We start from the raw sequence: 14,598 nt of genomic DNA, 5'->3' as shown, positions 1-14,598 counted from the left end.
GATGAAAGTATATTACGCAATTGCCTTAACAACGAGCCTGTTGGCGGCTTGTTCGCAGGAAAAAAAATCGGATGTACAAAGTAAGCGCGACGAACTTACCGAACTGAAAAAGCAGGAGTCGGAGCTGACCGCGAAGATCAAAACGCTGGAAGGCGATCTGGCTAAACTTGAGCCGAAAAACGAAGAGGTTACGCGGGTTAAAGATGTGACGGTAGCGCCCGTCACCGCGACGACATTCCGTCATTTTGTTGAGCTACAAGGCACAATCGACGCGAAAAACAACGTACAGGTTTCGCCAAAATCGAGCGGAGTCGTTACGGCGGTGTATGTCAAAGAAGGCGATAATGTGCGCGCTGGTTCAGTCATTGCTAAAGTAGATGACCAGCTTCTACGCGAATCAATTGCCGAAGTAAAAACGCAGTTATCGCTGGCCAGCACTGTGTACGAAAAACAGGCTGCGCTCTGGAAACAGCAGATCGGTACCGAGATTCAATACTTACAGGCTAAAAACAACAAAGAGACGCTCGAACGTCGTCTCTCGACGCTTAATGCGCAATTGAGCCAATCCTCGGTTACCTCTCCCATTTCGGGCGTTGTTGATCAGGTCAACGTAAAGATCGGCCAATCGGCTATGCCGGGCGTCGGACTGGTTCGGGTTGTTAATCTGTCGCAATTGAAAGTTGTTGCCAAAGTAGCGGATACGTATTCAGGGAGTGTTCGTAAAGGGGATGACGTTATGATCCGGTTTCCGGATTTGAATCGGGAATTGAACTCACGCGTTAGCTTCGTTTCGACTACCGTAGATCCGTTGAGCCGGACGTTTACCATCGAAGCCCCTCTCCCATCGGACAATAGCCTGAAACCGAACATGCTGGCTCAGGTGAAAATCAATGATAAAACGGTTGGCAATGCCATTGTAATCAATCAAAATCTGATTCAGAGCACGGAAAATGGTCAGTTGGTTTACGTAGCCGTGAACGAAGGTGGTAAAAAAGTAGCGAAAGCACGGACGGTGAAAACCGGTGAATCGTACGGTGGTAAAATCGCGGTTACGGAGGGGCTCAAGGCCGGTGATCAGCTCGTTACGGTCGGTTACCAGGATTTAGTTGATGGACAACCAATCAATTTTTAAGTGAGCGTTCAATTTACTGTTTTCGGCTGCCGGACCATGCGGTACTTCGGCTGAGAGCGATAGACTGAAAACTGAAAACTCATTTTCCCATGAAATTTGAACAGTATAAAACTTTAGGATTCACCAACTGGTGCGTTGAGAACCGGACGGCGATTTACATCTTCACGATCCTGATTACGCTGGGTGGGCTGTTCGTTTACAATAACTTACCCAAGGAGCAGTTCCCGGATATCAAGATTCCGCAGGTGTACATCAATACGGTGTACGTTGGAACGGCTCCTGCTGATATTGAGAACACGATCAATAAACAGATCGAGAAGCAGCTCAAGTCGATTTCGGGCGTAAAGCGGATTAAGTCGAATGCCTTGCAGGACGTATCGGTTATCTTGGTTGAGTTCAATCCCGATGTTCAGACGGCAGAAGCCTTGCAGCGGGTTCGGGATGCGATCGACAAAGCAAAGCCGGATTTGCCCCAAAAACTGGATGCAGGCCCAACGGCGCAGGATGTGAACTTCTCGGAGTTTCCGATTATGAACATCAACATGGCCGGTAACTTCTCGCTCAAGCAACTGAAAGAATACGCCGAAGATTTGCAGGATGTAATCGAAGGGATGCCCGAAATTCGTCGTGTCGATATCGTTGGGGCGCTCGAACGGGAAATTCAGATTAACGTCGATCTACCCCGGATGCAATCGGCGGGACTCGCTTTTTCGGATATTCAACAGGCGGTTCAGGGCGAAAATATTAACGTATCGGGTGGCGATCTGAACGTTGACGGCGTTCGTCGGACGGTCCGCGTGAAGGGCGAATTTACGGACGTAACACAACTTCAGAATCTGCAAATCAGAACGGCAACGGGTGCTACCGTTCGGCTCGGCGATATTGCCGAAGTAACGGACAATTTTGAGGAGCAGCAGGATTTCGCCCGGTTGAACAACAAATCGGTTGTTACCCTGAACGTGATCAAACGGGCGGGTGCTAACCTGATTTCTGCCGCCGATAACATCGAGAAAACGATTGAGGAATATAAAGAAACCCGCTTTCCGCAGGGACTGGACGTGAAAATCACCGCCGATCAGTCGGAGCCAACCCGCGAAAACGTAAATGACCTGATCAATACGGTTGTCCTGGGATTTATCTTCGTTGTTCTTGTCCTGATGTTTTTCATGGGTGTACGCGACGCCATATTCGTCGGTCTATCGGTACCCTTGTCGGCGCTGGTCGCTTTCGTCTTGATGCCGGTAATTGGACCTGTAGTCGGGACGGCGTTTACGCTCAACACAATTGTACTGTTTGCCTTCCTGCTTGGTCTGGGGCTTGTGGTTGATGACGCTATTGTAGTTATCGAAAACTCGCACCGGTTGTTTAACGACAATAAAGACTGGGATATCAAACAGGCGGTGAAAGCGGCAGCGGGCGAAGTGTTTGTGCCCGTATTTTCGGGAACGCTGACGACCATTGCGCCTTTCTTTCCGCTGTTGTTCTGGCCGGGCATTGTCGGTGAGTTTATGAAGTTTCTGCCCCTGACGCTGATCCTGACGTTGTTTGCATCGTTGTTCGTGGCGTATGTGATCAACCCCGTTTTTGCCGTCACGTTTATGAAACGGCACGAAGATGATAACCACGAAGACAAGCAGAGTTTTGCGGAAATTAAGCGTCCACTGATCATTATGACCGTACTAGCCGGTATCGGCTACGTCATAGACCGGGGTATCGGCAATTTGTTCGTTCTGTTGATCATCCTGTACGTCTTCAACCACTATGTCCTGACGCCAAGACTGATCGTACCGTTTCAGGAGCGGCTGTTGCCCGCGTTGAAAAACGGTTATCGCCGACTTATTTCGTGGGTATTGACGGGTTGGCGGCCTGTGTTTGCGGTACTCGCGGCCTTCGGTTTACTGATTGCTACTTTCTTTATCACCGGTATTGCGCAGCCCAAAGTTATTTTCTTTCCTAGCGGAGAGCCGGACTATATCTACGTCTATAACGTAATGCCGGTAGGTACCGACGCTCGCGTAACGGATTCGGTAACGAAAGTAATCGAGAAACGGGTGTTTAAAGTCCTCGACCAGAACCACGCGACGGATATTGTCAACTCGGTAATTTCCAACGTCGGTAAAAACGCGGGTGATCCGCAAAACCCCGACCGGGCCGCTACGCCACAAAAATCGAAGGTGACCATTGCGTTCAAAGGTAACGAAGAGCGAGAAGGCATTTCGACGGATTCACTGTTGGCTAAAGTCCGGGTAGCGATGAACGGCATTCCTGGTACGGAGATTTCGGTAGAACGCGAAGCCAACGGACCACCAACGGGTAAGCCAATCGCTATCGAAATAGCCGGTGACGATTTCAACGAACTGAGAACGCTGGAAACGAAAGTTCGGCAGAAAATCAGTCAGGCGGGTATCAAAGGAATTGATCAGTTAAAATCGGATCTGATCACGAACAAGCCCGAAATTGTCGTCGATATCAATCGCGACAAAGCCGAACGGGAAGGTATTTCGTCGGGTCAGGTCGCTTTGGCGATTCGTACGGCGTTATTCGGGCTGGAAGTGTCGAAGTTTCGGGATGCGAAAGACGAATACCCAATCATGGTTCGCCTGAAACCGGATGACCGTAGCCAGATTGACCGGCTCCTGAGTTTGAACATCGTATACCGCGACATGGCAGCGGGTGGACAGTTACGGCAGGTTCCGATCACGTCGGTGGCAAACATCAACTATTCGACAACATTCAGCCAGATCAACCGCAAAAACCAGGAGCGGATCGTTACGTTGAGTTCCGATGTAGTGCCGGGTTACAACGCGAACGAGATCGTGGCCCAGATTCAGAATGTTGTGCAGGAAATGGAAGTACCGAATGGCTACACCATTAAGATGGGTGGTGAACAGGAAGATCAGCAGGAGTCGATGAACTTCCTGGTTTCAGCTTTTGGTATCGCTATTCTGCTAATCTACCTGATTCTCGCAACCCAGTTTAACTCCGTCGTCAAGCCGCTGATTATTTTCGTAACCATCCTGCTGTCGCTAATTGGTGTGTTGCTGGGCTTTGTGATTACAGGTAAGTCTTTCTCGGTTATCATGTCGGGCGTTGGTATTATCGCGCTGGCGGGTATCGTGGTGAAAAACGGGATTCTGCTCATCGAATTTATTGAAGAGTTGCGCGGTCGGGGCGTTCCCCTGCGCGAAGCTATCATTGATGCGGGCGGGATTCGTCTTACGCCCGTATTGTTAACTGCGTCAGCCGCTGTACTTGGTCTGATTCCGCTCGCGTTCGGCTTGACGGTCGATTTTGTGACGCTTTTTCGTGACTTTAATCCGCATCTGGTAATCGGTGGCGACAGCTCTGTATTCTGGAATATTCTGGCCTGGACGATTATTTACGGTCTAACATTCTCAACGGTACTTACGCTCGTGATTGTACCGTGTTTATACTGGATCAATGAGCGCGTCCGGATGAAGTACTTCGGCAAAAAAGACCCTGCTCTGGAACGTAAAGCACAGTTGGAAGAGGAATTAGCCTAACTTTTCGATTCTATGAAACAAACCAGTAATGAACACCAAAGCCAAAGCGTGTTCGTTGCTGGTTTCTTTTTTAAACTATTATCTCGTCAACCAAGTTGACCTATATCCATTAGCAATCTTATGAATCGTGCTGCCTTCTTGTTTGCCCTGCCAGCGTTCATGCTGTTGATCGACTGGTACGTATGGCAGGCCATTAAAACGCTGAGCCGTTCGGCTTCTGAAAGCACCCAGCGAATTATCACAATCATTTTCTGGGGCTTCACCGTGCTTTCGCTGCTGCTATACGTCGTGTTGCAGTACATGCCACCCGATTCGATTGGAAAAAATACACGGACGTTTTTGTGGGCAAGTATTGCCATTCCGTACTTCTCGAAGATCTTCGCCGTTCTCATCCTTTTTATCGATGATCTTGGCCGGCTTTTCCGCTGGGTTGTTTCCTTTTTTTACAAACCCGAAGTTCGGGAAGCAGTGGTCGAAAACACGCGCGAAACCATTGCACCGAATGGAACAACGCCCTCCGACGCGATTTCCCGGTCTGACTTCCTGATGAAAACGGCCTTGGTTGTTGGAGCAGTCCCCTTGGTTGGCTTTACGTGGGGAATCTTGTCGGGCGCTCACGATTACCGCGTCCGCCGGATCAAATTACCGATGAAAAACCTACCCTCGGGTTTCAACGGTATGACCATCGCTCAAATTTCGGACATTCACACCGGAAGTTTCTTTAACCGGACCGCAGTGCGCGGAGGAGTTGATTTGCTTCTGAAACAGAAACCGGATCTTGTCTTTTTTACCGGTGATCTGGTCAATAGCCGAGCCGAAGAAGTAAACGAGTTCATCAATATTTTCGATAAGGTCAAAGCACCATTAGGCGTTTATTCGACGCTTGGTAATCACGACTACGGGAAATATGTAGCCTGGCCGAGCGCACAGGCGGAGCGACAGAACGTGCTGAATGTCGTAGCTGCTCACAAACAGATGGGCTGGAATATTATGATGGACGAGAACAAGATTCTCGAACAGAATGGCGATAAAATCGCATTGATTGGTGTTCAGAACCTTGGTTTTGGTCCTGCGGCACTGCGGGCTGGTAACCTCGCTAAAGCGTATAGCGGTGTAGAAGATTACCCGGTCAAATTACTTTTGTCGCACGATCCAACCCACTGGGATGCGGAGGTGCGCCCTAAATATCCGGATATCGACGTTCAATTCAGCGGTCACACGCATGGCGCGCAGTTCGGCGTTGACCTGGGAGATGTCCGTTGGAGTCCGGCGCAGTATTTCTACAAGCAATGGGCAGGACTCTATCAGGAAGGTGACCAGCGCTTATACGTCAACAGAGGGTATGGATACATCGGCTATCCAGGCCGGGTAGGTATTTTGCCCGAGATTACGATCTTCGAGTTAATCAAAGCTTAATCAATCAAACAATCAAAAGGAGTAAATTGGCCGCATTAAGCGCTCAATCTGCTCCTTTTGTGTATCGGGTGCTAACCAATCACTTACTCATTCCGTTATCTCGACAATTTCAATAACCAATCACCAAACACATGAAAATCGTTTTCATTACTGGACTTTCCTTTTTTATGTCGATCTATTCCTGGTTTATTCCGGGGCTCCCATTGGCTAAGCAGGAAGCCGCAACGATTCCTGTCTGCCACACTAGTGGGAATGATATGTCGGCGATGGCTGCCGATCCAGCTTTCCAGCGGTTGCACGAAGCGCCCCTACCCTTTACGTATACGGGTGCAGGCGAGATGATTAAATTCTCAACACCCGACGGTCAGTCGGCTAATGGGTTTCTGCTAAAATCAAAAAAGCCTTCCAACAAATGGCTCCTGGTTTATCAGGAGTGGTGGGGCCTGAACGACAATATTAAGCAGCAGTCAGAAACGTTTTACAACGATCTCAAAGACGTGAACGTACTGGCGGTCGATATGTATGACGGTAAAGTGGCTACCGAACCCGCCGAAGCCGGAAAGCTGATGCAGGCAGCCAGCAAGGACCGGCTTAGCAGCATTATGAAAGGCGCCATTGCCTACGCAGGTCCAAAAGCTGAGTTCGCTAGCGTCGGCTGGTGCTTTGGGGGTATGCTGTCGTTGCAATCGGCCATGCTGGAAGGCAATCGGGCTAAAGGATGCGTGATGTATTACGGTCGTCCGGAGCAGGATGTTGACAAACTAAAAACGCTCGATACTGATGTATTGGGTATTTTCGGTAGTCAGGACAAAGGGATTTCGCCCGAATCGGTAAAAGAATTCGAGAAAAACATGGAGAAGGCGGGTGAAAAAGTAACCGTAAAAATGTACGATGCTGGTCACGGTTTTGCCAACCCAAGCAATCCAGTTTACAACAAAGAAGCAGCCGCTGATGCGTACAAGCTGGCGCTGGGCTATCTGAAAAATAAATTGAAAGCCTAAGTTGTATTTCTGATCACTAAAAAGCCTGACCGTAACTATGCGGTCAGGCTTTTTAATTATACTTTAACCGAATGCCAGCCGTTTTCAATTAAACGCTGGCAGGTGAATTTAGTCTAATGAGTAAATTGGGTAAAACCTACCATAGCGATGAAAACAACAAGGTTGATTGCAGGAGTAGCTGGGCTTTTGTTAAGCATGGCTACTGTCAGTTTTGGGCAAGGGTACGGTCCTGGTTATGATCGAAGCTACCCGAACAACGGTTACGACCAAAATTATCCAAACGGGTATCCTAATAGCCAAAATTACCCTAACCAAAATTATCCGAATGGCTATGGACAAACATACCCGAACAGGAATGGCTATGATCCAAATTGTCCTGCTCCCAGTCCTTATAGTCGCTATGACCAATATGGGCGGCCTTATCCACCCGTTGTTGTACAGCCTCCGGTAGTGGTGGTGCCTCCACGTGTTATCGTCGTTCCGCCACCGGTTTTGGTGTCACCTGCGCCTGTTATTGTTCGTCCCTACCCTAGTTATGGGTATCGATCTCGCGGAGGATGGGTTGGGCACGGCTGGCGTCGTTGGTAGGTGGATGCGTAACCCGACGATGGTTTCGAAAGGTTCTTTGTCAATAAAGCTTTTCGAACCAAATGATAAACAGATGGTTCAATAACAAAACAGTAAACAGAAATCATGAAAACGATAAAACGAATGCCTTTACTGACGGCTGGTTTGTTGGTCGTTCTGATGGCAAGTTGTGGTCCTTCTTATGTAAGCACAGGTCCGGGGTATGCTCCTCGCCCTTACTATAACTATGGGTACGGCTACGGTTACCGACCCTACGGTTATTACCGTCCGCCTGTAGTGGTCACAAGACCGCCGGTTGTCGTTCGCCCGCGTTACTCGTCTCCTCGTTACTATTCATCCCCCCGTTATAATAGTCCAAATGCGCGTAGTGGCTTTAATAATGGTGGTTATCGCGGTGGTGGACGTAGTCGAGGACCCAGATAAGAATAGCATACTAAACAAAAAAGCATGGCCTTGTGAGAGGCCATGCTTTTTTGTTTGATGAAAACACGATGGTTTACTACGGTTTCACTTTAACCCGCTCGCCCGCTGAGTGGGCCGAAAACTCAGGCGCGTAGAAGCATTGAACAGTAGCTACACCTGCCGAGAAATCACCGGTTTGGGCTACCCGCAAATCATATTCGAATACGTGAGTTCCTACCGGGACATAGCTCAGAAAGAAGTCGGTACTAGCATCACGGGGCGATTCGTAGTAACCCAATCCATTCTGGTACTTGTAGCCTGACAAAGCCGCAGTCGGTTCGAAACCTGAGGCACGACCATCTTTCAAATGAACGTATTCCATTGCCCGGTCCGTTTTTAAAATCAGTCGAACCTTGATCAGATCGCCCGGCTTAAGCGACGTTTGGGGTGTCACGGGGTCGATGATTGGACCCGTTGGCGAATCATGCTGTACGTACAACGTTTTCTGAACCGATAGCCCCGCACTACCCGGCATAACCCGGTCGAGTGGTTCGAAGTGCTGCCAGTACAAAGCTCCCCAGGCTGGACCGGCAGCTTTTTTTGTGATCTGGATAACGCCCATTTCGGGTTTTATTTCAGCGGCAGCGTAGGTCACTTTCTGATAACCCGTAATCGCTTCTGTTTTAGTAACCCGATTTTCAATGGGCTGACCACCTAAACTAACCTGGGTACCGGGCTTTGTATCGAGCCAGTCGGTGCCGCGCAGCAACAAGGCGTAGACGGCTTCCGTCGTTGCTTTTGTTGATGACCACGACTGGGTCTGCTTTTGTCGCAGGAGCCAGCGTTTCATGGTATCCACAAGGGTACGATCCTGCTTGATCTCGTCAAAAGCCTCAATCAAGTACGCCTGCGTTTCGATTGGTGTCTGGTACCAGAACATACCACTTTTATTGTCAGGCCAGTAAGTACCGAGTTCGTCTGAATGGCGCGTCCGTTCGAGCAGCGAACGCAGAATGTTATCCGCCGTTTGAGTGTCACTAAACCGATGCAAAGCCATGGTGGAAAGTGCCTGTCCTTGCAGACTTTGTTTGAGCCAGTTATCGGCTACCCGCTGTTTTAGATAAGTCAGCAAGGCCTTGTCTACTGGCTTGTCCATATAGAAGCTTCGTGCGTAGAGGTACTGAGCGGCTGAAAAGTCCCAGGACAGGTTAGCTTTCGTTTTCTTCTGTTCCTCTACCAAGCGTTTCATCTCGACATCGACGTAGCGGATTGCATTGATTTGCATCTCGTTTAGCTCGGATTGGAGCGCTTCTGGAAAACGAACGCCTAATCTTTGCAAATGACCAAAGCCACCTAATACATGCAGCGTCATCGACAGACTGGGTTCCATACCGCCAAACCACCGGAAACCGCCTTCACTTGTCTGCAACTGACGGAGCTTTTCGAGCGTCTGTTCCTGATCGGTTGTCATTCGGTTTTGGTCGAAGAGTTGGCCTAGTTGCGCCTGCCGAGCCGCTTCCGATCGTGCGTCGGCTAGCCAGGGTGAGTTCTCCAGCGCAATGGACCGCATTTCTTCGTTCGCCTGTAAAGGATTTTTGGGCGGATTTTTCTGCCACTCGGCTATGACCTGCTTGAATGATGGCTTGCTGTTGACGATGTGAACCGCAAGACTATTGGCGTACAACCGACTGAACAACTGTTCGGCACATTCGTAGCTGTATTCCATTAAATAAGGTAACGCTTGTAGGGCATACCAGCTTGGGTTGCTGGTAACCTCTACGGTTAGTCGCTCGTGCTGAACGGGTAACTCCGGATTGAGGTTAGTCAACGCTTTAAGCTTAAACTCCTTCGTCTCCGACCCATTCACCCAGAACGGTTGTGTGTCCGTGACAAGCATCCGGTTGGGCAATACAGGAACCGTAAACTCTTCGCCATCGGTAAACGAACCGGATTGAGCCGTTAAGCGACAGGTTACCGTTTCCAGACCCTTTGGAACAACAAGCGTCCAGCCAACCGCTTGCCCCTGACCAGCCGCCACGCTAACCGATGTTTGTGGGCTGGTACGCATAAGTTGCTGAGTGATGGGCTCACCCGTTAACGCGTCGGACAAGTTAAGACTTGCTAGTACCGACATCGGCTTATCGGTCAGGTTATTGATACGAGCCGTTACGCGGATGGTATCACCTTCCCGGAAAAACCGGGGTGCATTGGCCGTAATCATCAATTCCTTTTGAGTAATGATTTCCCGCTCTAACGTACCCGTTTTTAAGTCTTTCGTGTGCGCAAACGCCAGCAAACGCCAACGCGTGAGCGCTTCGGGCATCGTAAACTTCAGCACAACCTTTCCCTGTTCATCAGTCTTTACTTGTGGAATAAAGAAAGCCGTTTCGTTGAAATTTCGGCGGGGGTTGACGGGCTCTGCCTTCGTAGTGGGCTCGCTGACCGCGCTCTGAGAAAAATCGCTGCGTTTGAGTTCAGCGGATGCAGGCGCAGCAGCATCAAACATAGCTTCTGTCGGTGCGCCAGCGACCATTCCCTTTCTAGCTAGTGTTCTTCCGTAACCAACTACCGCCACTTCATTTAGTGAACGCGCGTCGGGCTTCATCTGGAATGATACCGCTTTTTGCTTGAGGATTACTTCGTTCGTTACATAACCAACCGTGGAAAACACCAGCGTCACGTCTTGGCTGGCTGAATCGGTTGAAATAGAGAACTGGCCTTTTTCGTCCGTAACGGCTCCGGTAGTTGTCCCTTTTATCAACACGTTGACACCCGGAACGCCCGATCCCGTTTTGAATTTTACGGTACCACTAACGACTTTACCCACTCGACGAACCGTTGCTCGAATAATTTCTGACTCAGCGGGTGTTACACGCACGAACGGACGATTGCCGCTGGGTGAGAACTGGTAACCCAGCCAGCTTAGCTGATCGTAATGCCTGATAACGTCATCCACCAATAGACGAGAAGGATAGCGCAGGCCGTTACTGTACTGAATGCTAAACGCACCCGATTGCCAGCCGTAAAACACAGGAAAGTAAGGTTGATAAAACGACGTTGGCCATTCCAGCGGGGCAAATGCATCCAGGGATGCGTCGTATAGCGTAGCTACCAGTTCGGCAGGTACGTTGTCAAGTCCGTTAATTTTTAGCGTCCATTCCTCCTGTTGGCCGGGTTTGAGTTTGTTACGAAACGTTTGTGTTTCGATTGTCAACTGCTTGTTGGTAAACGGAACCGCAATTACCTGCGACTTCTGGTACAGCCGACCGTTTTGTATCATGGTGAAGTGTACGGCAAATCCACCGCGCTGTTGTTCCGTTACGGGTAAAGCAACCCGTCGGGGGCCTCCCTCTGTTTTAATCCATTCTTCCCGGACGACAGCATGGTCCTGCTCGACGATCATGCGTACCCAGCTTTGGTCTGTGCCCACCCAGAAAACAGCTTCTTCGCCCGGTATCGCCGTCGCTTTCCGCACCTGCAACCAGCCCTCTGGTCGTACGGAGGCAACCGGATTTTTTTCATCGATAACGGTGAAGAAGGATCGATCTTTTGTGGCCTCGCCAGCCGAATCAGTAACGGTCAGTTCGGCTACATACTCCCCGGCAGTAAAATTAGCCAGACTGAGTTTGACGAGTGAATCCGTTGGTGTCGTGATTGCCTGTTGTTGCACAGCGGGCCCCTTTTTCCAGGAGCGTGGATCATTTTCGTTACTATACAGGTCATTGGGAAACAACCGTTCAAACTCGGCTCGGCTCAACAACTGCCGATCCGGACGATTCCAAAGCCGGTTGCGGAGAAACTTCGTTGGCGACTGTAGTTTGTAAATCGTCAGCTGGCCCTTCGCGGATACAGTTTGCCCGGCTTGGTTGGTGATTTTAACGGGAACCGTCACTGGCTTGTCTTTTTCTACCTGTTCCGGAACCGTCAATTCGGCTTGCAAAGCGGTATAGCCGATGCGAAGCGTTTGCGTTGCGCTGCGCGTCTCGCCCGCCCGGTCCGTAACATCGATGGTAACGTCGAACTCGAAAACCGGATTATCCTGACGGGACTTTTCACGGTCGGGAGTAGCGTCGAACGTGATTGCTACGTTGCCGTTTGCGTCGGTTTGAGCAGTACCGTTGGCAATCTCAGTTTGGTTCTCATTGCGTGGACCACCAATTCGGGCGTACCACAGCCAACGTTGCTGTAGTTTCCGCACAACCCGATAGCGAACGGCAGCGCCATCAACGACCGCTCCGGAAAATGTTTTTGCGTCCGCCGTCAGCGTGACGGTCTGGCCTAGTTTGAAGGATTGCTTAACTGGATCGATCTTAACCTCGAACGTGGGCCGCTTATATTCCTCAACACGAATACTAGCCGAGCCAAAAGCAGTCTGAATCGACATCTGACCGGACAGTTTACCCACGGGGGCCGTGAAGCTACCCGCAAACGTACCAAACTCGTTTGTTTTCAGCGTTTGTTTCGAAACTCGTTCGCCATTTTGATCGATGAGCTCAATGGCAACCTCCCGGTTTGAAATAACTCCGTATTGGTTTGGTTTGCCTTCGTAGACCAGTCCTTTCACGTAAATCAGCTGCCCTGGCCGATAAATAGCCCGGTCGGTAAACAACTTCGTGTACGTTTGCGATTGGGCTGGAGCTTGCTCGTTCGTAAACCGATTATGGTACTGGCGATCCGAAAACAGCGTGTCCGATCCGTCTGTAAGCTGATAAGCGAAAGCGTTCTGAACGGGCATTTCTGCTTTGTCGAATGAAGCGATTCCATTTGCATCCGTTCGGCGGGATTGTAGGCTACCGGTAGCCTTCTGTCTTTCGATTTCCACTACGGTAACGGCTACGTTCGGCAATGGCGCACCCGTCAGTCGATTGGTGACTATGACTTGCTGACGAGAGCCTCCGCTGTATATGGGTTGTAGCAAGTAGCTGAGTTTGGAAACGGAAAAAACGGTGTACTGAACCGATTCTGTTTTCTCGCTGAACTTATCAGCGGAGGTCGCTAGTACCGCGTATTGGCCGGTTGGTAAGCCCGCCAATGGAATTTCAACGGTATGTTGGTTCAGATCGCCGTCGTCGGGTAGCATCACGGATTTCTCAGCAACAATAGGACGTTTTAACCAGGCAGTGTATTTCTTTTGCTGGCTGTCTTCACCCATATTGATACGACTTGTTTCGAGTTCTGTAACGCTCAGCCGCACAATCCGATAGGTGATTTTAGAAGCGCTTTGGTAGCTCACAAGGGCTCGGAAAGCTTGCTCGGGTGCGTTTACCTGTTCTACCTGTAGTGAAAAAGAAGACTGTAAAAGCCGGTTTAGTAGTACGCTTGCCTGCTGACTAGAAGTCGTTGCTGGAAAGCGCTTGATGAGGTCCCGGCAGATATCCGCGGCTTGTTTTTTGTTCCAACGGTAAGGGCTTTCGTTAGTTGAGTCGCCGGCGGAATCAGTATCGTCTAACGGACGGACCGATTGTCCCTGGTTTACTAAAAATTGTGCGAGCTGGTAGCCGTAGATGGCCTCTGCTGGTTGATTCTTGTAACGAACGATTTGTTGATCGAGCGTTTGGCGGTACAGCGAATCTTTATTGGGTACAACGCTATGCTGATAGACGAAGGCCAACCGCAAGGCGTCAGCATCGGCCAGCGCGATTGGGTTTGCGTCTGTTAGGTGGAACGCCAATAAGTGCTGGTACAAACGCAGGGCTTGATAACGGCCCGATAATGAGTCACGACTTTGAATAGTCAGCTTCGCGAACGCATCGGCACTGGCGAAGTAGTCAGGCTGATTCAACTCGAATTTGAAAATCGGCTTCAGCAGATCAGGCTCTGTATTCTCAAAAAAAGAAATGGCCCGGTGCGCCAGCAGGTCGTATAGGGTTGGCCGAAGCGGACGCGTATCAGCATCTCCTTTTTCCAACAGGGCATCGAAAGCCGCTATCGGCGTCTTTTGCAAGAGGGTTTTTTGCTGCACTGAAGCTAGATACGACTGGGTTACAGCACCGACGAGCCGCTGCGCATCCCAGATCCTGAAATCAGCGGTAGTGTCGGTGGTTTTTGTTGTCGTTGCTGATACCGAACCTTGTTTACCCCGCTTGCTCGTAGGCTGACCAATCGGAGTCCGGGTATAAAATTTATAACGGTTTTGCTGGAAATATTGCCAGTAAACATCGGCTAATACTGATTCCAATACCGACTTCGACGGCTCGGGTGTATCACGAATGTCAGCCTCGATGGATTGAACGAGTTCGACATAAGCGTCTTCATCCGAATAGCTGCGAAAGATCATCCGGTGCATAGCGGCTTTGGCTAGCTGCGGATAGTTACGCGTAGTTTTAGCCTCCTTATAGATTCGGTTCGCAATGCTGAGTGCTGATTTGGGTAACCCTTTAGCCGCCAGTGAATCAGCCCGTTTCCAGTCGCGGGCGTAGTCTGGAGGGTTAGCAGGAGTGTTTGAATTCTTCTGGGCGGAAGCAGCCAGAGCAATGAAGACAAAAAACAATGTCAGAATGGGATTCATAGTTTACAGCGTAAGTGGGTCGTTGGG

Annotated in this window: 7 protein-coding genes; 6 read left to right on the top strand and 1 reads right to left on the bottom strand. The window is 50.0% G+C overall.

Annotated elements, in window-relative coordinates; genetic code table 11:
* Position 1: 1 nt before the first annotated feature.
* The 6 genes from M0L20_RS08995 (at position 2) to M0L20_RS08970 (ending at position 8,084) form a co-directional block, all read left to right on the top strand.
* The gene (locus M0L20_RS08995; protein WP_248476568.1) at positions 2–1,132 is read left to right on the top strand and encodes an efflux RND transporter periplasmic adaptor subunit; all 1,131 of its coding nucleotides are present in this window, start codon (positions 2–4) and stop codon (positions 1,130–1,132) included.
* Between the two features lie 89 nt (positions 1,133–1,221).
* The gene (locus M0L20_RS08990) at positions 1,222–4,656 is read left to right on the top strand and encodes an efflux RND transporter permease subunit (protein ID WP_248476567.1); all 3,435 of its coding nucleotides are present in this window, start codon (positions 1,222–1,224) and stop codon (positions 4,654–4,656) included.
* Positions 4,657–4,776: 120 nt separating this feature from the next.
* The gene (locus M0L20_RS08985) at positions 4,777–6,072 is read left to right on the top strand and encodes a metallophosphoesterase (RefSeq protein ID WP_248476566.1); all 1,296 of its coding nucleotides are present in this window, start codon (positions 4,777–4,779) and stop codon (positions 6,070–6,072) included.
* A gap of 131 nt (positions 6,073–6,203) precedes the next feature.
* Positions 6,204–7,073: a dienelactone hydrolase family protein gene (locus M0L20_RS08980; RefSeq protein WP_248476565.1), complete on the top strand. Its 870-nt coding sequence runs from the start codon at positions 6,204–6,206 to the stop codon at positions 7,071–7,073.
* A gap of 147 nt (positions 7,074–7,220) precedes the next feature.
* Entirely contained in the window at positions 7,221–7,661 is a 441-nt protein-coding gene (locus M0L20_RS08975; protein WP_248476564.1) for a hypothetical protein, read from the top strand.
* Positions 7,662–7,766: 105 nt separating this feature from the next.
* Complete coding sequence (locus M0L20_RS08970; protein WP_232560468.1) at positions 7,767–8,084, top strand: hypothetical protein; 318 nt, start codon at positions 7,767–7,769, stop codon at positions 8,082–8,084.
* 76 nt (positions 8,085–8,160) lie between these two features.
* Here the strand turns inward: M0L20_RS08970 and M0L20_RS08965 are convergent, their stop codons facing one another.
* Positions 8,161–14,571, bottom strand: coding sequence for an alpha-2-macroglobulin family protein (locus tag M0L20_RS08965; RefSeq protein ID WP_248476563.1), 6,411 nt, complete (start codon positions 14,569–14,571; stop codon positions 8,161–8,163).
* Positions 14,572–14,598 lie beyond the last annotated feature (27 nt).

The organism is Spirosoma liriopis, assembly GCF_023196085.1.
Lineage (GTDB): Bacteria > Bacteroidota > Bacteroidia > Cytophagales > Spirosomataceae > Spirosoma > Spirosoma oryzicola.
Note: the sequence above shows the minus strand (reverse complement) of the source record. Positions and strands in the feature narration are given on the sequence as shown.

Bases quoted from the DNA above. Each gene is read 5' to 3' on its own strand.
- M0L20_RS08970 (WP_232560468.1), top strand. From the start codon at position 7,767: ATGAAAACGATAAAACGAATGCCTTTACTGACGGCTGGTTTGTTGGTC.
- M0L20_RS08965 (WP_248476563.1), bottom strand. From the start codon at position 14,571: ATGAATCCCATTCTGACATTGTTTTTTGTCTTCATTGCTCTGGCTGCT.
- M0L20_RS08985 (WP_248476566.1), top strand. From the start codon at position 4,777: ATGAATCGTGCTGCCTTCTTGTTTGCCCTGCCAGCGTTCATGCTGTTG.
- M0L20_RS08980 (WP_248476565.1), top strand. From the start codon at position 6,204: ATGAAAATCGTTTTCATTACTGGACTTTCCTTTTTTATGTCGATCTAT.
- M0L20_RS08990 (WP_248476567.1), top strand. From the start codon at position 1,222: ATGAAATTTGAACAGTATAAAACTTTAGGATTCACCAACTGGTGCGTT.
- M0L20_RS08975 (WP_248476564.1), top strand. From the start codon at position 7,221: ATGAAAACAACAAGGTTGATTGCAGGAGTAGCTGGGCTTTTGTTAAGC.
- M0L20_RS08995 (WP_248476568.1), top strand. From the start codon at position 2: ATGAAAGTATATTACGCAATTGCCTTAACAACGAGCCTGTTGGCGGCT.